Annotated in this window: 24 protein-coding genes and 1 other RNA gene; 18 read left to right on the top strand and 7 right to left on the bottom strand. The window is 51.1% G+C overall.

All coding sequences use genetic code 11. The annotated features are described in order from the left end of the window. The first annotated feature begins 51 nt into the window (after positions 1–51). The 14 genes from ACTHS8_RS07210 to murU all read left to right on the top strand — a co-directional run bounded on the left by ACTHS8_RS07210 (position 52) and on the right by murU (position 11,635). On the top strand, positions 52–1,953 hold the full coding sequence (locus ACTHS8_RS07210) for a polysaccharide biosynthesis protein (RefSeq protein ID WP_440373357.1): 1,902 nt from the start codon (positions 52–54) through the stop codon (positions 1,951–1,953). 43 nt (positions 1,954–1,996) lie between these two features. Next, on the top strand, positions 1,997–3,124 hold the full coding sequence (locus ACTHS8_RS07215; RefSeq protein WP_440373358.1) for a polysaccharide export protein: 1,128 nt from the start codon (positions 1,997–1,999) through the stop codon (positions 3,122–3,124). Between the two features lie 172 nt (positions 3,125–3,296). After that, positions 3,297–3,746, top strand: coding sequence for a low molecular weight protein-tyrosine-phosphatase (locus tag ACTHS8_RS07220; RefSeq protein WP_004520878.1), 450 nt, complete (start codon positions 3,297–3,299; stop codon positions 3,744–3,746). Positions 3,747–3,772: 26 nt separating this feature from the next. After that, positions 3,773–5,932, top strand: a complete 2,160-nt coding sequence (locus ACTHS8_RS07225) for a polysaccharide biosynthesis tyrosine autokinase (protein ID WP_036492774.1) — start codon at positions 3,773–3,775, stop codon at positions 5,930–5,932. A 135-nt stretch (positions 5,933–6,067) separates the two neighbouring features. Then, positions 6,068–7,057 (top strand): NAD(P)H-dependent glycerol-3-phosphate dehydrogenase, encoded by a 990-nt coding sequence (locus ACTHS8_RS07230; RefSeq protein ID WP_063076614.1) that lies wholly within the window; start codon positions 6,068–6,070, stop codon positions 7,055–7,057. Positions 7,058–7,131: 74 nt separating this feature from the next. Then, entirely contained in the window at positions 7,132–7,455 is a 324-nt protein-coding gene (locus tag ACTHS8_RS07235; protein ID WP_036492772.1) for a hypothetical protein, read from the top strand. A gap of 11 nt (positions 7,456–7,466) precedes the next feature. Continuing rightward, a complete protein-coding gene (locus ACTHS8_RS07240) occupies positions 7,467–7,769 on the top strand; it encodes a cell division protein ZapA (RefSeq protein ID WP_003681511.1) in 303 nt (100 codons plus the stop codon). A gap of 7 nt (positions 7,770–7,776) precedes the next feature. Beyond that, positions 7,777–7,957, top strand: a non-coding RNA gene (gene ssrS / locus ACTHS8_RS07245) — 6S RNA. A gap of 178 nt (positions 7,958–8,135) precedes the next feature. Beyond that, on the top strand, positions 8,136–8,567 hold the full coding sequence (rplM, locus tag ACTHS8_RS07250; RefSeq protein WP_003684605.1) for a 50S ribosomal protein L13: 432 nt from the start codon (positions 8,136–8,138) through the stop codon (positions 8,565–8,567). A gap of 12 nt (positions 8,568–8,579) precedes the next feature. Then, on the top strand, positions 8,580–8,972 hold the full coding sequence (gene rpsI / locus ACTHS8_RS07255; RefSeq protein ID WP_003681515.1) for a 30S ribosomal protein S9: 393 nt from the start codon (positions 8,580–8,582) through the stop codon (positions 8,970–8,972). Positions 8,973–9,056: 84 nt separating this feature from the next. Then, complete coding sequence (locus ACTHS8_RS07260; RefSeq protein WP_197459453.1) at positions 9,057–9,566, top strand: protein disulfide oxidoreductase; 510 nt, start codon at positions 9,057–9,059, stop codon at positions 9,564–9,566. Positions 9,567–9,904: 338 nt separating this feature from the next. Further along, positions 9,905–10,342, top strand: coding sequence for a homoprotocatechuate degradation operon regulator HpaR (gene hpaR, locus ACTHS8_RS07265; protein ID WP_003681518.1), 438 nt, complete (start codon positions 9,905–9,907; stop codon positions 10,340–10,342). Positions 10,343–10,352: 10 nt separating this feature from the next. Then, complete coding sequence (gene hpaC, locus ACTHS8_RS07270) at positions 10,353–10,853, top strand: 4-hydroxyphenylacetate 3-monooxygenase, reductase component (protein WP_063076611.1); 501 nt, start codon at positions 10,353–10,355, stop codon at positions 10,851–10,853. 86 nt (positions 10,854–10,939) lie between these two features. Then, the gene (murU, locus tag ACTHS8_RS07275) at positions 10,940–11,635 is read left to right on the top strand and encodes an N-acetylmuramate alpha-1-phosphate uridylyltransferase MurU (RefSeq protein WP_063076610.1); all 696 of its coding nucleotides are present in this window, start codon (positions 10,940–10,942) and stop codon (positions 11,633–11,635) included. 54 nt (positions 11,636–11,689) lie between these two features. Here the strand turns inward: murU and rarD are convergent, their stop codons facing one another. Further along, positions 11,690–12,592: an EamA family transporter RarD gene (gene rarD / locus ACTHS8_RS07280; protein WP_440373359.1), complete on the bottom strand. Its 903-nt coding sequence runs from the start codon at positions 12,590–12,592 to the stop codon at positions 11,690–11,692. Positions 12,593–12,736: 144 nt separating this feature from the next. Here rarD and ACTHS8_RS07285 point away from each other — a divergent pair, with 144 nt between their 5' ends. After that, positions 12,737–13,201, top strand: coding sequence for an Lrp/AsnC family transcriptional regulator (locus ACTHS8_RS07285; RefSeq protein WP_063076608.1), 465 nt, complete (start codon positions 12,737–12,739; stop codon positions 13,199–13,201). A gap of 120 nt (positions 13,202–13,321) precedes the next feature. Here the strand turns inward: ACTHS8_RS07285 and tsaD are convergent, their stop codons facing one another. The 4 genes from tsaD to ACTHS8_RS07305 form a co-directional block, all read right to left on the bottom strand. Next, a complete protein-coding gene (gene tsaD / locus ACTHS8_RS07290) occupies positions 13,322–14,392 on the bottom strand; it encodes a tRNA (adenosine(37)-N6)-threonylcarbamoyltransferase complex transferase subunit TsaD (protein ID WP_063076607.1) in 1,071 nt (356 codons plus the stop codon). A gap of 97 nt (positions 14,393–14,489) precedes the next feature. Then, positions 14,490–15,677, bottom strand: a complete 1,188-nt coding sequence (gene ccsB, locus ACTHS8_RS07295; protein WP_063076606.1) for a c-type cytochrome biogenesis protein CcsB — start codon at positions 15,675–15,677, stop codon at positions 14,490–14,492. After that, positions 15,670–17,622, bottom strand: coding sequence for a cytochrome c biogenesis protein ResB (locus ACTHS8_RS07300; RefSeq protein WP_440373389.1), 1,953 nt, complete (start codon positions 17,620–17,622; stop codon positions 15,670–15,672). The genes ccsB and ACTHS8_RS07300 overlap by 8 nt, the downstream gene beginning before the upstream one ends. Before the next feature lie 267 nt (positions 17,623–17,889). After that, positions 17,890–18,513 carry a c-type cytochrome gene (locus ACTHS8_RS07305; RefSeq protein WP_049322625.1) on the bottom strand — a complete coding sequence of 208 codons (624 nt, stop codon included), beginning with the start codon at positions 18,511–18,513 and terminating at the stop codon, positions 17,890–17,892. 215 nt (positions 18,514–18,728) lie between these two features. Between ACTHS8_RS07305 and yihA the strand changes: the two genes are divergently transcribed. Both yihA and ACTHS8_RS07315 read left to right on the top strand, forming a co-directional pair. After that, the gene (yihA, locus tag ACTHS8_RS07310; protein WP_150537175.1) at positions 18,729–19,370 is read left to right on the top strand and encodes a ribosome biogenesis GTP-binding protein YihA/YsxC; all 642 of its coding nucleotides are present in this window, start codon (positions 18,729–18,731) and stop codon (positions 19,368–19,370) included. Positions 19,371–19,715: 345 nt separating this feature from the next. Next, positions 19,716–20,186 carry a PepSY domain-containing protein gene (locus ACTHS8_RS07315; RefSeq protein ID WP_440373360.1) on the top strand — a complete coding sequence of 157 codons (471 nt, stop codon included), beginning with the start codon at positions 19,716–19,718 and terminating at the stop codon, positions 20,184–20,186. 100 nt (positions 20,187–20,286) lie between these two features. Here ACTHS8_RS07315 and ACTHS8_RS07320 read toward each other — a convergent pair whose 3' ends face one another. Beyond that, the gene (locus ACTHS8_RS07320) at positions 20,287–20,505 is read right to left on the bottom strand and encodes a hypothetical protein (RefSeq protein ID WP_440373361.1); all 219 of its coding nucleotides are present in this window, start codon (positions 20,503–20,505) and stop codon (positions 20,287–20,289) included. Next, positions 20,483–20,716, bottom strand: coding sequence for an RNA-binding S4 domain-containing protein (locus ACTHS8_RS07325; RefSeq protein ID WP_002221492.1), 234 nt, complete (start codon positions 20,714–20,716; stop codon positions 20,483–20,485). The genes ACTHS8_RS07320 and ACTHS8_RS07325 overlap by 23 nt, the downstream gene beginning before the upstream one ends. 165 nt (positions 20,717–20,881) lie before the next feature. Here ACTHS8_RS07325 and dnaE point away from each other — a divergent pair, with 165 nt between their 5' ends. Further along, on the top strand, positions 20,882–24,316 hold the full coding sequence (gene dnaE / locus ACTHS8_RS07330) for a DNA polymerase III subunit alpha (RefSeq protein WP_440373362.1): 3,435 nt from the start codon (positions 20,882–20,884) through the stop codon (positions 24,314–24,316). Positions 24,317–24,441 lie beyond the last annotated feature (125 nt).

Here is a 24,441-nt window from a genome sequence, read left to right on the forward strand (position 1 = left end):
AAACAATCCGTACCAAGCCACATTACAACACTCAGACACAAGAAATATAAAATGAACTTGGAAACCCTGCTGGCTCTGCCGCGCAACCTTAAAAAAGCCTTCTTCGTCATCCACGATATCTTGATGATATTCGTGGCGTTTTGGTTTGCCCAAAGCCTCAAAGTGCAATATTCCGACGAATGGTTGAGTATCGCCAACTGGCTGGCTTTCGGCAGCACCGCTGTGCTGACCATCATCCTTTTCATCCGTATCGGCCTCTATCGCGCCGTCACGCGCTTCGTCAGCATCCGCGTCCTGACCGCCGCCGCATTCGGCAGCATCATTTCAGCGGTCTTGTTCTGCCTGACTACCCTGATTTTTGAACAAAAACTGCACCTTGCCCTGCCCATCGTCTATTTCTTGGTTCTGGTGGTCGGCGTAACCAGCTCGCGCATGATCCTGCGTGCGATTCTGACCGATCATCACCGCAAACAGATGACCCCCGTCATCATCTACGGTGCAGGTCAGTCCGGCCGCCAGTTGTTGGAAGCCATCAAACAGGTTAACGAATATTCAGCCATTGCCTTTGTCGATGACAACCCAAAAATCCAACGTACCGTCATCTATGACCTTGCCGTCCACAACCCCAACGAAATCCCGATGCTGATCAGCCGTTACGGCGTCCGCAAAATCCTGCTGGCGATTCCAAGTTCTACGCCAGAAGAACGCAAAGACATCATCCGCCGCCTCGAAGCATACAAATGCGAAGTCCTGACCATTCCGGGCATGAAAGATTTAGTCGACGGCAAAATCAACGTCAGCTCATTGAAAAAAATCTCTGTGGTCGATTTGCTCGGCCGCGCCCCTGTGACACCGCGCCCTGAATTGATGAGTGCCGACATCAGCGACAAAGTCGTGATGGTGACCGGCGCAGGCGGCTCTATCGGCTCCGAACTTTGCCGTCAGATTCTCAACTGCCGTCCGACCAAACTGCTATTGTTTGAATTGTCCGAATTTGCCCTGTACAGCATAGACAAAGAATTGCGCGAAACCCAAGCAGCGCAAGGCAGCCAAGTCGAAGTCGTACCGCTTTTGGGCTCGGTTCAAAACAAAGAACGCCTTAGCAGCATCATGAAGACCTATCACGTCGACACCGTTTATCATGCTGCGGCCTACAAACACGTCCCTATGGTCGAGTTCAACACCATCGAAGGCATTCAAAACAACGTGTTCGGCACACTCTGCTGCGCACAGGCTGCCGTAGATGCAGGCGTTTCCACCTTTGTTTTAATTTCCACCGACAAAGCCGTCCGTCCGACCAACACCATGGGCGCCAGCAAACGCATGGCCGAACTCTGCCTACAAGCGCTTGCCGCCGAGCCGGAACAAAAAACACGCTTCTGCATGGTGCGTTTCGGCAATGTATTGGGTTCGTCCGGCTCCGTTGTCCCCGTATTTGAAAAACAAATTGCCGAAGGCGGCCCGATTACCCTGACCCACCAAGACATTACCCGCTACTTCATGACCATTCCCGAAGCGGCGCAACTGGTTATCCAAGCCGGCGCAATGGGTAAAGGCGGCGACGTATTCGTCCTCGACATGGGCGAATCCGTCAAAATCATCGACCTTGCCCGTCAAATGATTGTCCTCAGTGGCCTCAAAGTCAAAGACGAGCAACATCCCCACGGCGACATCGAAATCAAGATTACCGGCCTGCGCCCGGGCGAGAAACTTTATGAAGAACTGCTCATTGGCGACGAGGTGCAAAAAACCACTCATCCCCGTATTATGACCGCCAGTGAAGTAATGCTTCCATGGGCGCAATTATCTGACATACTGTCGGAACTCCAAACCGCTTGTCTCCAAAGCGACCAAAACAGCCTGCGCCAGCTTCTGTTACGCGCACCGACAGGCTTTGTACCCAAAGACGGTATCTGCGACTTGGTTTGGCAACAAAACAATAAGGCCGTCTGAACATTTTCAGACGGCCCGGACACCATCCCGCAAGGACTACTACATGAAAAAAACGCTCTCCCTGCTTACTCTATTGGCACTGACTGCCTGTAACAGCACGACAGTCATTCCCGGTTCGACCATCAAAACCAGAACCAAAACCATTGTTTACACCGATACCGACACCGCAGCCGATACCAACCTCGACAGCCGCGTTGCCGTTTACCCTATCACGCCCACCCTGATTGAAAAAATGCGCAAGCCACCTGTACTTTCCCAAAACAACCAAGGTTTGGAGCAAAGCAAAAGCGCTTACCGCTACCGCATCGGCAGCGGCGACGTCCTCAATATCATGGTTTGGGCGCACTCCGACCTCAACTCCCCTATCCAGCAAAGCAACCCGCAAACCAACCAAGTCAGCCGCGGTGCCTGGGTAGATGAGGGCGGTTACATCACTTACCCGTTGGCAGGCAAAATTCAAGCCAAAGGCAAAACTTTGGATGAATTGCAAAACACCCTGACCAACCTTCTGAAACGCTACATCAAAAACCCTCAAGTAGCCATCAACGTTACCGAATTCCGTTCGCAACGCATTTCAGTATCCGGTGCCATCAACCAAGCAGGTCAGCTGCCGATTACCAATATCCCGATGACCATTTTGGATGCCATCAACCAAGCAGGCGGCGTTACCCAAAGTGCCGACACCCAGCACATCAAATGGACGCACAACGGCGTCGACCGCACCATCTCCCTGCAAGACATGCTGCAATACGGCGATATGTCGCAAAACCACCTCCTCAGCCATGGCGACATCGTTTACGTTCCTAACAGCAGCAACAACAAAATCTACATCATGGGCGAAGTCGGCAAACAAGCCACCCTGCCGATCGGCAACCACGGTCTCAACCTGACCCAAGCGCTTGGCGAAGTGGGCGGCATGAACCAAGCCTATGCGGATGCAACCGGCGTATTCGTGATCCGCCGCGCACCTGAAGATGCGACCAAACCTATCCACATCTACCAGCTAAACCTGAAAGATGCGACTTCTTACGCACTGGGCAGCGAATTCAAACTGCGTTCGGAAGACACCGTTTACGTTACCGCCGCCCCGGTTACCCGTTGGAACCGCGTAATGTCACAAATTACCAACTCCATCAGCAACGTCAACACCCTCGACAATACGTTCAAATAAACAGTGGTTCCTGCTGTCAGACCCTTGTTTGACAGCAGGATACAAAATCACGCACAATCCAAACCAATTACATAAACGGCATACAAAAGCCGTACACACCGCACAAACGGGAAAGCAGTACCTTATAGTCTGACTCACGCTTTTTTTCAGACCATAAACCGAAAACAATATCATGTACCACAACATACTCATCGTCTGCCTAGGCAACATCTGCCGCTCCCCCACCGCAGAGCGGATTATGCAGAAAAAACTACCCGGCCACCGCATCAGCAGCGCCGGCATAAAAGCACTGGCAGGTAAGGATGCCGATTTCCAAGCCATCAAAACTGCACTCAAACACGGCGTTATCGTTGCAGGCCATACAGCACGCCAACTGACCGCCCAAATGTGCGAACAGGCCGATTTGATTCTCGTCATGGAACCCTGTCAAATCGACATGGTGGCCGACATCCACCCGCCGGCACGCAGCAAAACCATGCTGTTTGCCCAATGGTTGCCGAAGAAAACCGTACCTGACCCATACAAACAAAGCAGCGAAATGTTTGAAGCCGTTTTCGAACAGCTCAATGCTGCCGCAGACACTTGGAAAACCAAACTAAACGGAAAAACTCAACCGGTATAAAACCGGCATGAACAAGAAAGCAAGCAATGAAAAAAACGACCTACACACCTTATAGCGCAGACAACGACGAAATCGACTTCGGCCAACAGCTCCGCGTCATTTGGATGCACAAATACAAAATCCTCGCCGCCCTGCTTGCAGGCGGCATACTCGGCGCAGCCTTCAGCCTGGCATCCACCCCGCAATACCGCGCCGACGCCATGCTGGAAATCGAAACGCGGCAAAACCAAATCCTGACCGAAATCAACAGCATCTTCAACAACCAAACCACGCCGTCTGAAGCAGAAGTCGAGCTGGTTCAATCACGCCTGGTGCTGGGTAAAACCGTTGACGACCTCCAACTCGACCAAGAAGTCAAAGCCAAATACACGCCCGTTATCGGCAGCCTGATGCACAATCTCAGCGGCAACCCCGATCCCAAACTGACCGTCGGCAACTTTACCGTACAAGAAGAATGGTTCAACAAAACCTTCACGCTGACCGTCAAAAACAACAAAGCCTATACCCTCACCCTTCCCGACAAACACGTCGTCGAAGGCAAGGTCGGCGTGCCTCTGAAAATCAACAACCAAACCATCCTCAAAATCGATCAAATCCTGGCCGATCCGGGCCAAGAGTTTGCGTTGACCAAATTCTCACGCATCAGCGCCATCGAAAACATCCAAAGCAAACTGGCGGTCATCAGCAAAGGTAAAACCAGCCCCATCATCAACCTTACCTTTACCGGCACCGACCCTAAACGCACCAGCGTCATTCTCAACAGCATTGCCGACAACTATGTTGCGCAAAACCGCGAACGCGACGTCCAAGTTGCTTCCAGCGGCTTGGCTTTCATCAGCGAAGAATTGCCACGCTTGAAAGAAACCTTGCAAGACGCTGAAAACAAACTCAATGCCTACCGCCAACAATCAGGCTCCCTCGACATTCCGCTCGAGTCCAAAGGCGCATTGGAAAGCCTGACCGGCATCGAAACCCAAATTACCCTGCTCAAAACCGAAGAAGCAGGTTTGGCCGAGCTGTACACACCGGAACACCCTTCCTATAAAGCCGTATTGGACAAACTCTCCGTTCTCGAACGCGCCAAAAACAAAATCAACCAACAAATCGCCGAATTGCCCAATACCCAACAAGAAGTCATCCGCCTGACCCGCGACGTAGAAACCAACCAAGCAACCTACGTCCAACTGTTGAGCAAACAACAAGAACTCAACATCATGAAAGCCAGTGCGCAAGGTAATGTCCGCATCGTCGATTATGCTTACGTCCCTGAAAACCCGGTTGCACCGCGCAAAGCCGTCATCACGCTCCTGAGCGCACTTGCCGCAGGCTCGTTGACCGCTTTGTGGCTGATGATCCGTAACCGCATGAAAAACGGCATCACTTCATCCGAAGAAATCGAAAACCTCAATTTGGAAGTCGTCGCTCTTGTTCCGCATTCCAAAACCCAGCAAAAACGTGACTTCTTCAAAAACAAATTCAAAAAAACCGGCGGCCGTTCCAACTATCTGCTGGCCAGCGAAGACCGTACCGATACGGCCGTCGAAGCCATCCGCGCCCTGCGCACCAATATCTACTTCTCCATGCTGGACGCGCCCAACAACGTCCTCATGATTACCGGCGCCGCGCCTGAAGCAGGCAAGTCCTTTATCTCCGCCAACCTCGCCGCCGTAATGGCGCAGTCGGGCAAACGCGTCCTGCTTATCGATACCGATATGCGCAAAGGCTATCTTGACCGACTCTTCGGCCTTACCCCCGAGTTCGGCCTGTCCGACATCCTAAGCGGTAAAGCGGCTCCGGCCAAAGCCGTACAAGAGACCGGCATTGAAAACCTCCACCTCATCAGCAGCGGCAGCTATCCCAGCAATCCGTCCGAGCTTTTGATGGACAACCGCTTCAACGAGTTGCTCGCCCACGCGCGCCAACGCTACGATTACGTCATTTTGGACACGCCGCCCGTATTGGCCGTGACCGACGCCGTCATCATCGGCCAACATGCCGGCACCGTCCTGATGATCAGCCGTTATGCGCACACCCGTGCACGAGAGCTTGAAGCCAGCGTCGAACGCCTCAAACAAAACCACATCAATATCAAAGGTGTCGTCCTCAATGGCATGAAGCGCGAAGCCAACAACAGCTACGACTACTACGCCTACGATGCCTACCATTCCGGCAACAATAAATCATAAACCGAAGCAGGCCGTCTGAACTTTCAGACGGCCTGAGGCTTTTTAAACAGCACAAAATGTTTTTCACAAACGCCGCCCTTGCACCCCAAAGCCGTTTGTTTTAAAGTAAGCCCCGTTCCCATATGGAAGAGAAACATGAAAATTACCGTCATCGGCGCAGGTTCGTGGGGTACAGCTCTCGCGTTGCACTTTGCGCACCACAACAATGAAGTCGCCCTTTGGACACGCAATCCCGACCAAATCCGCACCCTGCAAGCAGACCGCGAAAACAAACGCGGCCTGCCCGGCTTCCCTTTCCCTGAGTCTCTGACCGTTTATGCCGATTTGAGTGAAGCGCTGAAAGACAGCCAACTTGCCCTGATCGTTACCTCCGTAGCCGGCCTCAGAAGCAGCGCCGAGCTGCTCAAACAACATAACGCCGCCGACATTCCCGTTCTCGCAGCCTGCAAAGGTTTTGAACAAGATACCGGCCTTTTGACTTTCCAAGTACTGAAAGAAGTCCTGCCAAACAATAAAAAAATCGGCGTTCTCTCAGGCCCGAGCTTTGCCCAAGAACTGGCCGCCCAACTGCCTTGCGCCGTCGTACTTGCCTCCGAAAACAAAGAATGGGTGGAAGAAACCACCGCCCAACTGAACACCAACGTAATGCGCCTGTACGGCAGCACCGACGTCATCGGCGTTGCCGTGGGCGGTGCCGTTAAAAACGTCATGGCGATTGCCACCGGCCTTTCAGACGGCCTCGAATACGGCCTCAACGCACGCGCAGCCTTAGTAACACGCGGCCTTGCCGAAATCACCCGCCTTGCCATCGCCATGGGCGCGCAACCCAAAACCATGATGGGCTTGGCAGGTATCGGCGACCTTATCCTGACCTGTACCGGCGCACTCTCGCGCAACCGCCGCGTCGGCCTCGGCCTCGCAGAAGGCAAAGAGTTGCATCAAGTGCTTGTAGAAATCGGCCACGTTTCCGAAGGCGTCAGCACCATCGAAGAAGTCTTCAATACTGCCGCCAAATACCAAATCGATATGCCCATCACCCAAACCCTGCTGCAACTCATCCGCAAAGAAATGACCCCGCAGCAAGTCGTTGAACGACTGATGGAACGAAGCGCGCGCTTCGAATAAACGGTCGCGCCGTCTGTCATTCAGACGGCCTGACGCACAATATGACGGCCATCAGGCCGTCTGAAGGGAAACACATGAACCAATCACTGAACAATCTGGAAATCAACGTTTACCAACTTGTCCAAAAATTTGAAACGCTGGTTTCAGAAAACCGCCGTCTCAACGAAGAAATCGACAGACTCAAACTCGAGCAAGAGCAACAAAAACGCCAACACGACGCGGCCATTGACGAACTCAGCGAAGCCTTGCTGGTTCAAGTCGGCAAACTCAAAGAAGACCTGCAAAGCAAAATTGACAGCCTGACCGTCGAAAAAGAAAACTACCGCAACGCACTGGCCCAAAGCGCAGACCAAATCCGCAGCCTCATTGCCCGATTGCCCCAAGAAACACAACAATAAAAGGACGCCCCGTGAGTATCGAACAAGTCAATCTCGACATCATGAATGTCAACTTCACCATCAACACGCCGAGTGAAGAAAAAGCCACCCTCCTGCAAGCCGTTGAAATGCTCAACAAAAAAAGCGACGCGATTAAAGAAAGCGGCCGCATCGTCGGCACGGACAAAATCGTCGTCATGGCAGCCCTCAACGTCGTACACGACCTCTTGAAAACCACCCTCAACGACGATTTGGCAATCGGTGAATTTGAGCGTAAAATAACCGACATGAACAACGCGTGCCAAAAAGCACTGGCGCGCTTGGAGCAAAACTAATTTCCCCTTTTCCCTGCGGTGTTCGCGAAGGCATATATTCCTTTGAACCAATACGTTCGCTTTAGGTTGCCGGGAGCTGTAGTGGGCGCGAGCGTCCGTTTGCCGGACGCACCCGAAACTACCCGAGGTGACCGCCTTGTCAGCAAGGTTCAAGCGGATTCAGCCCAAACGGCACTCGTGGGGATTCCCTAAAAAAGCCATACCGAAAGGTGTGGCTTTCCCCTTTATAAGTAAAGACTTTCGTAAAGATTTCCGGCCGTCTGAAAAAACCGCATATTCATGCATCAAACACGCTCAATTAAGATTGACAAAAACCAATCTCCTCTTTAAAATCCATAACTTTCTATATATATCTGGATTCCAACCATGAAAACCTTCTCTGCAAAACCCCATGAGGTGAAGCGCGAATGGTTCGTCATTGACGCAGAAGACAAAGTTCTGGGTCGTGTCGCAGCCGAAGTCGCACACCGTCTGCGCGGCAAACACAAACCCGAATACACCCCTCACGTTGATACCGGCGACTACATCATCGTCATCAATGCAGACAAACTGCGCGTGACCGGTGCTAAATTCGAAGACAAAAAATACTTCCGTCACTCTGGTTTCCCAGGCGGCATCTACGAGCGCACTTTCCGCGAAATGCAAGAGCAATTCCCTGGCCGCGCTTTGGAACAAGCCGTAAAAGGCATGTTGCCTAAAGGTCCTCTGGGCTACGCCATGATCAAAAAACTGAAAGTGTACGCCGGTGCCGAACACGGCCACGCTGCACAACAACCTAAAGTTTTGGAACTGAAATAATAAGGACACGACATGAACGGTAAATACTACTACGGCACAGGCCGCCGCAAAAGTTCAGTGGCTCGTGTATTCTTGACTAAAGGTACCGGCCAAATTATCGTAAACGGCCGTCCCGTTGACGAATTCTTCGCACGTGAAACCAGCCGCATGGTTGTACGTCAACCTCTGGTTCTGACTGAAAATGCCGAATCTTTCGACATCAAAGTTAACGTAACCGGTGGCGGCGAAACCGGTCAATCCGGCGCTATCCGTCACGGCATTACCCGCGCCCTGATCGACTTCGACGCAGCCCTGAAACCAGCTCTGTCTCAAGCAGGCTTCGTTACTCGCGATGCTCGTGAAGTTGAACGTAAAAAACCAGGTTTGCGCAAAGCACGTCGCGCAAAACAATTCTCCAAACGTTAATACGTTTTCAGAATCGAATCAAAAAGCCTTGCTCTGCAAGGCTTTTTTCATTTATAAAACAATAATCCAATATTCCCGCAATATATGATGAAAACCCTGCTCCACTACGCCAAATCATTGCTTCAGGCTGTGATTATCTTCATCTTCTTATCCCTGGTTGTCGACTGGGTGCGCAAGCCTGACCAACCCTTGCAGTCGGCAGCACAAACCATCACTTTAACCAATGGACAAACCACCTCCCTTCAATCCTTCAGCCAAAATCGGGTTGCCGTCGTTTATTTTTGGGGCAGCTGGTGTCGTATTTGTTCATACACATCATCCACCATAGAAAAGCTGCACCAAGACAATATCCCAACACTGGGCGTAGCCTTGCGCTCCGGAAGCGATGCGGATATTGCCCACCATATGCAACAAAACAATCTATCCTTTCCAAACTTCAATGATTCAGACGGCCTGATGGCTCAAAAATGGAACATAGCCGTCACACCGACCATTATCATATTAAAAGATGGCAAAATGATTCATCACACATCCGGACTTTCCAGTTATATCGGCTTAAAAATCAGAATTTACTTGGCAAATATCTTCAGCTAAATTCATTGAAAATCCGCCAAAAATAGAGAATCTAAAGAATAATTTCACCTAAATATATTCAACCAATTCCATTTCATAAATAAATAAACTATCTCTTTCCCAATAACATATGATTTTGTTGAGATTATAAAGAAAATAGACTAAGATATAACCATAAGAACAATTGGAAACATTATTATCAAAACAAACTGTTAGAGATCTTCATCTAATATTGTGGCAGTGATGCTTTTGTTCCCATGACCCGGCTGCCGACGGCAGCCTTAAAACAGCAATATTCGCCTTTATCAATCTACCTACGCTTCAACGGTTTGATTTTTGATAACACCGGAGACTTAGTAATGCCCAACCAATCTAAACATGCATCTATCAATATCGGTCTGATTCAGGCGCGGGAAGCATTGATGACCCAATTCCGCCCTATTCTGAACCAAGCCAATATTACCGACCAGCAATGGCGTATTATCCGGCTCTTAGCGGAAAACGGCACACTCGACTTTCAAGATTTGGCCAATCAGGCCTGCATCCTTCGCCCCAGCCTGACCGGCATTCTGACCCGCTTGGAAAAAGCAGGGTTGGCCGTCCGCCTGAAGCCTTCCAACGACCAACGCCGTGTTTACCTGAAACTGACGCCCGAAGGTGAGAAACTCTATGAATCCACCGGCGCATTGGTTGACGAACGCTACGATGCGATTGAAAAAGTTCTGTCCAAAGAAAAAATGGCACAACTCAAAGAACTCTTAGCAGAGCTGGCAAAAATCGAACAGGCATTAAAATAAAGAAAGCCGGATGACAGACTCAACACACACATTCAAGAGACCATTTCGAGATGCCATGGCCTCCTGTGCCGCCGGCGTGCACGTCATCACGACAGACGGCGAAGCAGGACGCTATGGCATTACTATGACTGCCGTCACTGCCGTTACCGACGAGCCGCCGACGGTCATGCTGTGCATCAACCGCCAATCCGCCATCATTCCCATTCTGGAAGGCAACCGTGATTTATGCATCAACACACTCAACGACAGCCAGCAGGATGTCGCCGAACACTTTGCCGGACTGACCGACCTCTCGCCCGAAGAACGCTTCGAATACCATATTTGGCATAGAGGGCAAACCGGACAGCTCGAAGTCGAAGGCGCACTGGCGCACCTGCACGGCAGCATTGTCGATCAGCGCGAAATCGGCACGCATTACGTCTTTTTCGTTCAGATCAACGAAATCCGCAATACCGACACGCAAGCACCGGCATTGCTGTATTTCCGTAGGCAATTTAAATCGTTGGCATAAATAAAGGTCTCAGGCCGTCTGAAACATCGGTTTCATTTTTCAAACGGCCTGAGACCTTTTCTGTTTCACACATTATAGGCACACCCATGAAAGCAATGATACTGGCCGCCGGTCGTGGCGAACGCATGCGCCCCCTGACCGACCACACGCCCAAACCCTTACTCGAAGTAGCAGGCACGCCGCTTATCGGCTGGCACTTGCGCCGCCTGCAGCAGGCCGGATTCACTGAAATCGTCATCAACCATGCCTGGCTTGGCCAACAAATCGAAGATACTTTGAAAGACGGTTCGGACTACGGCGTGCACATTGCCTATTCTCCAGAGCGCGCCGGAGGCCTGGAAACCGCCGGCGGCATTGCCACCGCCCTGCCTCTTTTGGGCAACGAACCGTTTTTGGTCGTCAATGGCGACGTATTGACCGACATTGATTTCCAAGCTGCACAACTGGCTGCCAAGCGTATGCAGGAACACAACCTTCTCGCCCATTTGTGGCTGGTGGATAATCCGCCCCATCATCCCGAAGGCGACTTCGGCCTGCTTTCAGACGGCCTGGTTTCCGCCTCATCCGCAGACGGCCAAGCCCTGACTTTCAGCGGCGTGGGCGTTTATCATCCTGCGCTTTTCAAAGACACCCCGGCGCACCAGGCTGCCAAACTTGCCCCGCTGTTGCGTCAGGCCATGAGCCAAAGCCAAATCAGCGGCGAACACCACAACGGCCTTTGGTTGGACGTCGGCACAGTCGAACGTCTGCAAGAAGCCGACCGTATCGCCCAAAGCTGGTAAAACAAAAGGGGCGTATCCGATACGTCCCTTGCAATATCAAACCTTAATTTATCATTAAACTTTGACCAATTTCTTTTCTTTCTTCATCCCCAACAAGCCATTGACGATCATCACGCACAATCCCGACCAAATCAGGCCATAGCCGATTAATGCGCCTTTTTCTACCGGCTCGCCCAGCCATACAATCGACACGATAAAAAGCAATACAGGTTCCAAATAGCTCAACATACCGAACACCGCAACCGGCAGTAACTGATTCGCCTTCAAATTCAAATGCATGGATATTGCGCTATTGAAGCCTAGCAACACAATAAAAAAGATTAATGCCGGTTTGGCCGCAATCATCGCCGGCGTATCTGTTGCCAGCAAAATATACGCTAACGCAAACGGCGTAATCATCACTAAATCAAAGGTCAGTCCGATTAAAGAAGGCACGCCCAGTTTTCGGCGCAGCAGATAATAAAACGGATAAGTACCGAACACCCATACAGTCGTCCACGAAAACGCACCCGACCGTACCAATTCACATGCCACACCTGCACAGGCCAACACAACGGCAACCGTCTGCAATCGGTTTAAACGCTCTTTAAACCAAATCCTTCCACCCAGCATCATCGCCAAAGGAAACAGGAAATAACCCATGGCGATGTTTACCCCTTCCCCGTTGACCGGCCCCCAGACAAACAGCCACAACTGGTTGGCAAATATCGGCGTCGGCAATACAATCAACAGCCACCGCTTCCAATCGCGGCCGATATTGTTCGCAAACCGCGCCGCCGCCTGCCAACCGTTGACCATCGTCATCAGCACGCATAAAGCCGACAGCATCGCCACCATACGCCACGCAAAAATTTCCGTGCCGCTCATCGGCTGCATCCATATGCCGTACAAAAACAGCATGGCAAACAATGCATTGGACGTTATGGCCGCCAGCAAACCTTTGGATAAATTCGTCATTTCAGACGGCCTTCCTCGATAAATCAATATTGATATTGTAAAGAAAATGTGTGAAAAAATTTCTCATATTTTTTTATATAATAAAGATAATTTTTCTATTATGATTAGAAAATCAAAAAATATTACATTCAAAGGCCGTCTGAAATGGAACTGGACAAACTCAACCGCAATATCCTCAACATTCTCCAAACTCGCGCAGACATTCCGCTGAAAGAACTGGCCGCACAAGTGCATTCGTCAATCGCCACTTGCCAGCGGCGCATCAAAAACCTGACCGAACAAGGCGTCATCATCCGCCAAGCCGCCATTGTCTCGCCGCAGGCAGTCGGCTTGAACATCAGCGTCTTTGTCCAAGTTGACCTCGAACGCCAGTACCACGATGTGCAAGAGGCATTTGAACGCAGTATGCAGAGCGAGCCGCAAGTTGTCGGGTGTTATGAAATTTCCGGTAATTATGATTTCTTGCTGTTGGTACATTGCACCGATATGCCCGCCTATCACGCCTTTACGCGCCGCGTGCTTACGTCCGTCAACAGGGTGCGCAATTTCAAAAGCCAATTTGTGATGAATTTCGCCAAAACGGAAACCAAAATCGAAATTCCAGGATAACTGCTCTTCTTCGTTTACAAAGAGACTTCACAACATAAATCCATTTAGTTAAAGGCCGTCTGAAAACCATATTTTCAGGTTTTCAGACGGCCTTTCATTGCATCGAAGCAGTCTAATGCATCAACCCTGCTTCACAATATCTGACAGCGGCCAGCGCGGCTTGACATTAAATGCGCCGACAGCCTGACGCTCGGCAAGACGCATCGCGCCAGCAAAGGCAATCATTGCGCCGTTGTCGGTGCAATATGCCATCGGTGGGAAATAAACATTGATTTTTTCTTCCTGCGGTTTGGGTTTGCCTTTTTCAGACGGCACTTTGACGGTTAAGCGCGAAAATTCATCACGCAGTTTCCAGTTTGCACCCACACCGCCGGCAACCACCAAAGTTCTGAAGCCGGTATCCAACAACGCTTTTTGGGCTTTGGCCGCCAATACGTCAACTACCGCATCTTGGAAAGCGCGGCAAATATCGTTGCGTGTTTGTTCCGGAATTTCATCGCTGCTGGTTTCGGCACGGACTTTTTCGACAGCGGTTAAAACGGCGGTTTTCAAACCGGAAAAGCTCATCTGCAAATCGTGCGAGTAGAGCATGGGGCGTGGGAATGAGAAAGCATCAGGTGTGCCGAGTTTGGCCAACTCGGACAATTTGGCACCGCCGGGATAAGGCAAACCCAAAAGCTTGGCCGTTTTGTCAAAAGCCTCGCCTGCCGCATCGTCTACGCTCTCACCCAGCAAGGTGTAATCGCCGATACCGCGTACAGCCATAAATTGCGTATGTCCGCCCGACACCAGCAAAGCGACAAATGGAAATTCAGGCTTATCGTCTGCCAACAAAGGCGAGAGCAAATGGCCTTCAAGATGATGGATGGGGATAACGGGCTTGCCGATGGCAAATGCCAAGGCATTGGCAAAGCCTGAACCGGCCAGCAATGCGCCGCCCAAGCCCGGGCCTTGCGTAAAGGCAACCGCGTCAATATCGGCATAGCCTACGCCTGCTTCTTTCAAGCAACCTTGCGTCAACGGCACGACACGGCGGATATGGTCGCGGCTGGCCAATTCGGGGACAACGCCGCCGTATTCGGCGTGCATCGCCATTTGTGTGTGCAAATGATGCGCCAACAGGCCGCGCTCGGTATCGTAGAGCGCAACGCCTGTTTCGTCGCAAGATGATTCAATTCCTAATACCAACATGGTTTGAGGCCGTCTGAAAAATGATTAAAACGATTCAGACGGCGTTTTCTCCGAAAACGGAAAAAGGCCGTCTGAAATAAAGTGCGGGATAGGCTGCTTACAAAGTGCCGTAAGAATGCAGGCCGCTTAAGAACATATTCACGCCGATAAAGGCAAAGGCGGTAATGATCAGGCCGATGACCGCCCACCAAGCCAACACCCTGCCACGCCAGCCTGCCACCAGCCGCAAATGCAACCAGACAGCGTAATTCAGCCAAACGATAAATGCCCAAGTTTCCTTCGGGTCCCAGCTCCAATAGCGGCCCCACGCATCGGCCGCCCACAATGCGCCGAGAATGGTGGCAATCGTGAAGAACAGGAAACCGACGGCAATCGCTTTGTACATGACTTCTTCAATGACCTGCGAGTGCGGCAGCCATGATTTTTTGCCTGCATCTTCTTTTCTGAGTGCCAACAGTTCGGCAATACCCAGCATGGCGGCGATACAGAATGCGCCGTAACCGATAAAGTTGGCCGGAACGTGGATTTTCATCCACCAAGACTGCAAAGCAGGAATCAGCGGCTGAATGGCATGCGCCTCGCGTGAAACGCTGTACCACAAGACAAATCCGACCACAATCGCCATAAAGCTGAAGACGAAGCCGCCCAGTTTTTGTACGGCAAAACGACCTTCGTAATGGAGGTACATCAGCGCCGTAATGACCAAGAACAAGATAAATACTTCGTAAAGGTTGGAAACCGGAATATGGCCGGCATCGGGACGCAGCAGATAGCTTTCATGCCAGCGCACCAGCAAACCGACAAAGCCCGCCACCGCAGAAACCCATGCAAACACGGTACCCATGTCCAAAAGCGTATTGGACGGCACATTTTTGCGTACCGCCGCTATCGCGCCGACGATATAGGCAAACAAGGCGAAGAACACAAACGCGCATTGCCACATAATCGCCGACTGGCTGCTTAACAGGTATTTGAGCAGGAATCCGTCTGCACGTTTGATGTCGCCGCCATACAAATCAACGGCCAAATACGCCAAGCACACGCCCAAAGGGATAAACCAGCGCATCGGTTTGAAAAACCAACCCAGAAAAACGGCAATACCGCCACTCGCCCACAAAATCACCATTTCGTAGATGTCCATGTGCAGACCGGCCTGGGTTTGGGCAATAAACGCGCCGACTGCAATCAGCAGCGCGAATGCCCAGTCGAAAAGGTTGAGGTTTCGGATAAATGATTTGTGTGTCAGAAGCTCATGCTCGGGCAAGGCCTGATGTTTGTTATTCATGGTTCAAATCCTTGGCAAGCTGCTGCAATTGCCGTGTGTGTTGCGGAAATTCTTTCTGCAAGTCGCGTTCGTTGCGGCTGGAAGACATGGCAAAACGGATACGGCCGTCTGAAAACAGCAGCCAAGCACGTTTTTCACGAATATAGAACATAAACACCGTACCCAACACCAGCAATACCGAACCCAAATACACCAAGAATGCGCCCGGCGAACGGGTCATCTGCAGGCCGGAAGAGCGCACTTCGGTAAAACTTTCCAGTTGCAGCAGCATCGGCGCGGGATATTCGGTCAAACCGGTGTAAGCATCCATTGCATGCAGCAGGAAGCGGTTGCGTTTTTCATCTTGCGGCCAAGCCGGCAGATCGTATGTGCTGATCGTATCTTCCAGAGCGGCATTCATCACGCCATAGAGCATCTCATAGAAATAGCCCTGCATTTTTTCCTGCTGCTCTTTCGGAATATTGGTGGTAACAAATTCGTCCAAAGCCAAATAGCCGCCTTTGGCAAAAATAGACAAGGTGTTTTCCGCCGCCGCCATGAATTGCTCACGGATTTCGGCAGGTGCGCCTTTAACAGCATTGGCAACGGTTTTACGGCGTGCCGCATCGTCTTTCAGATATTGGCGCAAAGCCATAAAGGTGTCGATTTGGCCGTTTTTATCCATCGGAATGCGCAACCAGCGGTATTGCTGCGCCAAGCCGCTGCGTGTGCCGGTAATGAAGAAATAGTCTTCATCTTGTTTTACCGGCAGCATATAGTTTTTATATTCAACCGCCTGCCCTGCTTTGTCGCGGATACGGTAAACGATAGATGGGCCGATATTGGTGTATTTTTTACCTTCTTGGCGGACGGAGCGAACATCGTTGAGAGCGGATTTCAAGTTTTGCTCTTTTTCAGACGGCTCGCTCATGTCTTCGACGTTCATCGAAGTAAACTGGTCAAATTCCAGTTTATAAGAAGCTTTGCCCAAATCCAGCGGAAACTCGCGCATGGAAGTCGCTTTGAGCTTGACCGGAGTACGGTCGGCATCAGCCAGATTCCACGCTTTAAACGTCAAGTCAGAGCCGCCGTCAGCAAAACTTGCCTGATAAACCGTAATACCGTGCAGCGTCAAAGGATGGTTGACGCGGATAGTGTGTTCGCTGACTTTGCCGGTCGCCTTGTCCGTTACTTCCAAGTCACTGGCAAAATCACGCGGCATACCGGTATCGTAAAAGTCGATATGGAACTTCTTCAATTTGACCGAAAACGGCAGGTCTTGCACCAGCATGCCGTTATCCGCATTCAGAAACACCACGTCCGCACTCTGCCCTTCCGCGATATTGACATTGCCCCTAAACGACAGGTTGGATTCACCCAACACGCTTTCTGGCTTAAAGTCTTTGGCATAAACCGCAGTATTGTCCGGCACGACTTGGCCAGTAAGCATACCGATTTTCAGCAGGATATTGCTGTCTATCAAACCGCCCAAACAAATCACAATCAGCGCGGCATGGGCAAAGATATAGCCCCATTTGTTCATTGCGCCTTTTTTCGCCGCCACCAAAACCGAACCGTCTTCACGCGTAACGGTTTTGCAGCCGTAGCCTTGTACTTCCAAATACCGTTGCGCGACTTCGGGCGTCACCTGTCCGTCTAAAACGATGGAATGGCGCATTGCCGCCAGCGATTTTTCCTTCGCGTTTTCACGGAACGAACGAATTTCGCGCAAAAACGGCGGAACATTGCGAATCAGGCACAATCCGGTGGAAATCACCAAAAACATCATGATGACAACGAACCACGCCGAGGCGTACACGTCATACAGACCCAAAAAGCCGAAAATCTGCGACCAAAACGGGCCGAATTTCACCAAATAATCGACTTGTGGCTGGTTTTGTTGCAAGACCGTACCGATAATCGAAGCCACGCCCAACAGGCTGAGCAGGGCGACGGCAAAACGCATGGAGCTGAAAAAGGCAAACCATGGTCTACGGATAAGTGGGACGGATGATGAAGATTTACTCATGTCTCAAATGTCGGCTGGGGGCAATCCGATCGATGGAACGGACTGCAATGACGTGCGATGCGAAAGGAAGAATACTGCATATTGTAGTAAAAATCTTGCTGTCGCTATTTGAAAAAAACAATCAGGCTTATCGGCCTATATTGGCTAAGGCCGTCTGAAGGGTTTTCAGACGGCCTGTATCAATAAGCTCGTTTCAAAACGAAATTAGTGCAAACCTTGGATGAAGTTGGCTACTGCATTCAACTCTTCTTCGCTCAGGCGGTTGGCAATATCGGCCATGATGGCGTTTTTGCGTTGGCCAGATTGGTAAGCTTTCATTTGCTCGACAACGTAAGCTTTGTGTTGGCCGCCCAGACGAGGATAGGCTTGGATTTCAGTACCGCCGCCAGGGATACCTGCGCCGCTAGGACCGTGGCAAGACATACATGCCGGCAGTTTTTTAGCGCTCAGGCCGCCGCGATAGATTTTCGCGCCCAGCTCTGGGTTTTCTTTAGGATTGGCTTCGCCCGGTTTGCCTTGTTGTTTAGCGTAGTAGGCGGCAGCGTCGCGGATGTCTTGTTCGGACAAGTTCATCACCATCGGTTTCATCACGCCGGCAGCACCGTGGGTACGGGTACCGTCTTTGATGGCCATGGTTTGACCGTAGGTGTAGGCCGCAAACTGACCTGCCAGTTTAGGATAAGTTGCGATACCGCTGTTACCATCGGCTGCGTGACACGCCGCACAGATAGTAGTCGCTACCTGTTTGCCTTTTTCAGCATCTGCTTTAGGGGCAGCGGAAACCGCGCCGGCAGCCAATACCAAGGCCAATAAAGTCAATCGTTTCATGGAGTGCTCCTGATTACAGCATTGCGTACCGCGTCAATGCCTTTTTTATACTCAAATACCGGGGAATTTTCCCGATTAAAACCGATAATTCTATAAACGTGCTATTCTATACCAAGTTTACATTAAATTACTACTCAAATTACCAAACTGCTGCAACATAAATGCCCGATACAAATTATGATGTTGCAGTTTTGTTTCCATGCAAGGAAATACTGATGAACCTTTTTCAAAACGCCAAATTCTTTACGACGGTCAACCATCTGAAAGACCTACCCGACACGCCGGCTGAGATTGCCTTTGTCGGCCGAAGCAATGCAGGCAAATCCAGCGCCATCAACACCTTAACCAATCATGTGCGCCTTGCCTACGTTTCCAAAACACCGGGCCGCACCCAACATATCAATTTCTTTGAACTGGAAAACGGCAATTTCATGGTCGATTTGCCCGGCTACGGCTACGCGCAAGTACCGGAGGCCATTCGTGCGCACTGGGTCAAACTCTTGGGCGACTACCTGCAACAACGCCGCCAACTGATCGGCCTGATTTTGATTATGGACTCGCGCCATCCGCTCAAGGCTTTAGACATTCAAATGCTGGACTTCTTCCACATCACCGGCCGCCCTGTGCATATCCTGCTGTCAAAAGCAGACAAGCTGTCTAAAAACGACCAGATTAAAACGTTGGCCGCAGTAAAAAAATCACTCAAACCCTACACCGAACGCCAAAAAATCAGCGTTCAACTGTTCTCCAGCCTGAAAAAGCAAGGTATGGACGAAGTCAATCAAGTGGTCGGCTCATGGTTTGACGCGCATCTCGAAGAAATCGAGAATCTTGCAGGCGAAGCATCTCCTGAATGATTGTAAAACAAGGCGGAATGAGATAAGTTGACCAACCGCAAATCTTATTCCGTCATTTGGTTTCTCACTACCGCGCTTACCATTTAATTCGGGGCATGTCTCACACATGCCTTTTTTTCATCACGCTTTTTTTTGTTTTCACACGCAAACCACAATCTGCGCCAAATATGCCATCACAACATATCAGCAAGGCCGTTTGAAAGCGCGGCTTCGATCTCCATTATTATTAAAGTGTTAATTTTAGTATTGCAACCCATTACACATCTTAGCGTTTTGCTCATGTTCAGCTAATTGTTGAGGCATAGAATACATTCATCGTTCAACAACACAGTAGGAAAGAAAATCATGAAACGCATTAACGCTTTTATTTCAAAAAAACTCATCATTGCCGGTATTATTGCTTCAAGTTTGGGCGTTGCCGGTGCGGCAGGTACCATGGCTTTCAAAGAAGGTATGTTTGCAAAGGTTTCCGGCCAGCAAGCAGCCGCAGCAGCGGTAGCAGAAGTGGGCGGCGTCGTTAAAGATGTCGATTACAAATACAAACAACATTTGGGCGGCCGTTACAAAGTAGAAATCTTGAAAGACGGCGTCGAATACGAAGCTTTGGTTGATGCTCAAAACGGCAAAGTATTGGCAGTAGCACAAGATGACGATCAAGACAAACGACACTTTGGTAAACATGATAAGCATCATAAACATGATAACTATGACAATGCCGAGCCCTCTTCATCGCAAAATACAGATTATCAGGCTCCTGCAGATGCTGCACCTGGCACACCTGAAAATGTAACCGCTTCCGAGGTAACACAATCTTAATTTAAACTTTAAAAAAGCCAATGCCGTCTGAAACTTTCAGACGGCATTGGCTTTAATGCAGCATTGTTTGAAACACAGCTCCTATCAAGCCCAATCGTTTTCAGACGGCCTTTGCCTCATCTTCGCCATCACTCCAACCCGCTTCTTTCAATTTCCGCTGTTGCGCGTCATAGCGTGCTTTTTCCGCCCAATACATTGTCTGAATACAGGCATCACCGCATTCGCTGCCGCAACATTCCCACGACTCGGGGCGGATAGGTTCATATAAAAGAGGCTCGCCCAAGATGGCTTCGGCTTTATTCTTCAGGGTCGTATCCATCGGCAATTTCCAAGCGTGCGCCGTCAAACTCAATCACTTCGCCGCCGCGTATTTTGGCGGTTTTACGGGTTTCAGTTTCGCCATTACGCAACACCAGCCCTTCGGCGATAAACGCTTTTGCCTGTCCGCCGCTTTCGGCAAGACCAGCCAATTTCAACAGGTCGCATAAAGCGATGTATTCGTTGTCTTCAAGATAGACAGTTGCTTCCATCATTTAATCCTTTTCAATAATAGCGATATTTTAACATGGCCGTCTGAAAGAAAGCCCCCTTCTGTTTGATTTGCTTTATCCAACCCCATTACATTTAGTTTTCAGACGGCCTTTAGCTGCCAACCCTGCTACAATACGCCTTTTATTGTTCACGCCGATTTTGCCATGACCGAGCCGACCTACATCCCCCTGCGCCTGCATACCGAATTCTCGATTACCGACGGTATGGTGCGGATTAAAAAACTGATTGCCAAAGCGCAGGAATACGGTTTGCCTGCTTTGGGCATCAGCGATTTGATGAACGAATTCGGCTTGGTGAAATTCTATAAAGCCTGCCGCGGTGCAGGGATTAAGCCCATCGGCGCGGCGGACGTATGGATAGGCAATCCGAATGCGCCCGACAAGCCATTTCGCGCCATGCTGATTATCCGCAACGATGCGGGCTATCTGCGCTTGAGCGAGCTTTTGACGGAGGCTTATGTCGGCAAAGACCGCAATATCCATCATGCGGAACTCAACCCCGAATGGCTGGACAACGGCGACAACAGCGGCTTGATTTGTTTGAGCGGCGCGCATTACGGCGAAGTGGGCGTGAATCTGTTGAACGGCAATGAAGACGCGGCACGTGCGGCGGCGTTGAAATATGCGGCGTGGTTTCCCGATGCGTTTTATTTAGAGCTGCAACGCTTGCCAGAACGCCCTGAATGGGAGGCTTGTGTTTCCGGCAGCGTGAAGCTGGCAGAGGACTTGGGTTTGCCGGTGGTGGCGACGCATCCGACGCAGTTTATGAGCCGCGACGATTTTAACGCGCACGAGGCGAGGGTGTGCATCGCAGGCGGCTGGGTATTGACGGACAAGAAACGTCCGCGCGATTTCACACCGAGCCAATTTTTCATTCCGCCGGAAACCATGGCCGAACGTTTCGCCGATTTGCCTGAAGCCTTGGAAAACACGGTAGAAATTGCCAAACGCTGTAATCTGCACATCACATTGGGCAAAAACTTCCTGCCGCTCTTCCCTACCCCGGACGGCCTGTCGCTGGATGATTATTTGGTGAAACTGTCCAACGAGGGTTTGCAGGAACGCATGATTCAGCTTTATCCCGACGAGGCAGAACGGGCGGCAAAGATGCCGGAATATCAGGAACGTTTGGATTTTGAGCTGAACATCATTATCCAGATGAAATTCCCCGGCTATTTTCTTATCGTACAAGACTTTATCAACTGGGCAAAAACGCACGGCTGTCCAGTGGGGCCGGGCCGTGGTTCGGGCGCAGGCTCACTGGTGGCGTATTCATTGAAGATTACCGACCTCGACCCGCTGAAATACGCGCTGCTGTTCGAACGTTTCTTAAACCCTGAACGCGTTTCCATGCCTGACTTTGACGTCGACTTCTGTCAGGCAAACCGCGGCCGCGTGATTGAATATGTGCGCGAGAAATACGGCGCGGATGCGGTCAGCCAGATTGTTACCTTCGGCACGATGTCGTCCAAAGCGGTGATTCGCGACGTCGGACGCGTGCTGGAGCTGCCGTTTATGCTGTGCGACAAACTGTCCAAGCTGATTCCGTTGGAAGCCAACAAACCTCTGAGTTTAGAAAAAGCCATGGAGGCCGAGCCGCAGATTCAGGAATTAATCGAAGCGGAAGAAGCGGACGAACTGATTACACTGGCGAAAAAGCTGGAAGACCTGACGCGCGGTTTGGGTATGCACGCGGGCGGCGTGTTGATTGCGCCGGGCAAGATTTCCGATTACAGCCCCGTGTATCAGGCGGACGAATCCGCATCGCCCGTATCCATGTACGACAAAGGCGACGTGGAAGACGTGGGTTTGGTGAAATTCGACTTTTTGGGTCTCCGCAACTTGACCATTATCGAAATGGCGCAGAACAACATCAAAAACACCACCGGCGATATCGTCGATGTCGGCAAGATTCCGCTTGACGACCAGACCGCCTACCAAATCTTCCGCGATGCGAACACCACCGCCGTCTTCCAGTTCGAGTCAACCGGCATGAAAAAAATGCTGAAAACGGCGCACACCACCAAGTTTGAAGAACTCATCGCCTTCGTGTCGCTCTACCGCCCCGGCCCGATGGACAACATCCCTGACTTCGTCGCACGCATGAAGGGACAGGAATTCCAATACATCCATCCGCTGCTCGAAGGCATCCTCGCGCCGACCTACGGCATTATGGTGTATCAGGAACAAGTGATGCAGGCAGCGCAGATTATCGGCGGCTACTCGCTCGGCGGCGCGGACTTGCTGCGTCGCGCCATGGGTAAGAAAAAGCCCGAAGAAATGGTGAAACACCGCGAAATATTCGCCGAAGGCGCGGCAAAACAAGGCATTTCGCGTGAAAAATCCGACGAAATCTTCAACTACATGGAAAAATTCGCCGGCTACGGTTTCAACAAATCCCACGCCGCCGCCTACGCCCTGATTTCCTACCAGACCGCATGGCTCAAAGCACATTACCCCGCCGAATTTATGGCGGCAACCATGTCGTCTGAATTGGACAACACCGACCAGCTCAAGCATTTCTACGACGACTGCCGCGCCAACGGCATCGAGTTCCTGCCGCCCGACATCAACGAATCCGACTACCGCTTCACACCGTATCCGAACATGAAAATCCGCTACGCACTCGGTGCGATTAAAGGCACGGGTGAAGCCGCCGTCGAATCCATCATCGCCGCGCGGCAAAGCGGTGGCAAGTTTACCGGCCTGTTGGACTTCTGCGAGCGCGTCGGCAAAGAACACATGAACCGCCGCACCCTCGAAGCTCTAATCCGCGGCGGCGCGTTCGACAGCATCGAACCCAACCGCGCCATGCTCTTGGCAAACATCGACCTTGCCATGAACAACGCCGACCAAAAAGCCGCCAACGCCAATCAGGGCGGGCTCTTCGACATGATGGAAGACGCCATCGAACCGGTGCAGCTCGTCGACGCGCCCATGTGGAGCGAATCGGAAAAACTCGCCGAAGAAAAAACCGTCATCGGCTTCTACTTGTCCGGTCACCCGTTCGGCCCGTATGCCCAAGAAGTCCGCCAAATCGCCCCGACCAAATTAGGCCGTCTGAAACCGCAAGACAGCGTGCGCCTCGCCGGATTCGTGACCGCCGTGCGCACCATGATGGGCAAACGCGGCAAAATCGCCTTCGTCAGCCTTGAAGATTTGAGCGGGCAGATTGAAATCATGGTCAGCGGCCACACGCTGGAAAACTGCGCAGACTACCTCAAATCCGACCAAGTGCTGATTATCGAATCCAAAGTCAGCCGCGACGACTACGATGGCGGCGACGGGTTGCGCATCATGGCCAACCAAGTCATGACCCTGCAAATGGCGCGCGAACGCTACGCCCGCAGCCTCAGCCTCGCCCTCACCCCCGGCCACGACATCGCACACCTCGCCGCCATCCTTACCGCCCACCGCCTGCCCGACACGTCGCACATCCCACTGCAACTGTCGTACAGCAACGGCAAAGCATCAGGCAAATTGAAAATTGCACCCAAATGGATGGTAACGCCAAGCACCGCCTTGTTTGACGAACTGGAAACATTGCTCGGCAGTAGGGCTGTTCGTGTGAATTGGTAAGACTAAAGGCCGTCTGAAGCTACACGTTCAGACGGCCTTTAATTTAAAAAACGCTTTAAAAACATAAATCAAATAAAGATTCGGCTTTCAGACGACCTTATTGTATGGAGAGTTTATCTGAAAAG

The sequence above is a fragment of the Neisseria sp. P0016.S008 genome (assembly GCF_051957775.1).
Taxonomy (GTDB): domain Bacteria; phylum Pseudomonadota; class Gammaproteobacteria; order Burkholderiales; family Neisseriaceae; genus Neisseria; species Neisseria flavescens_B.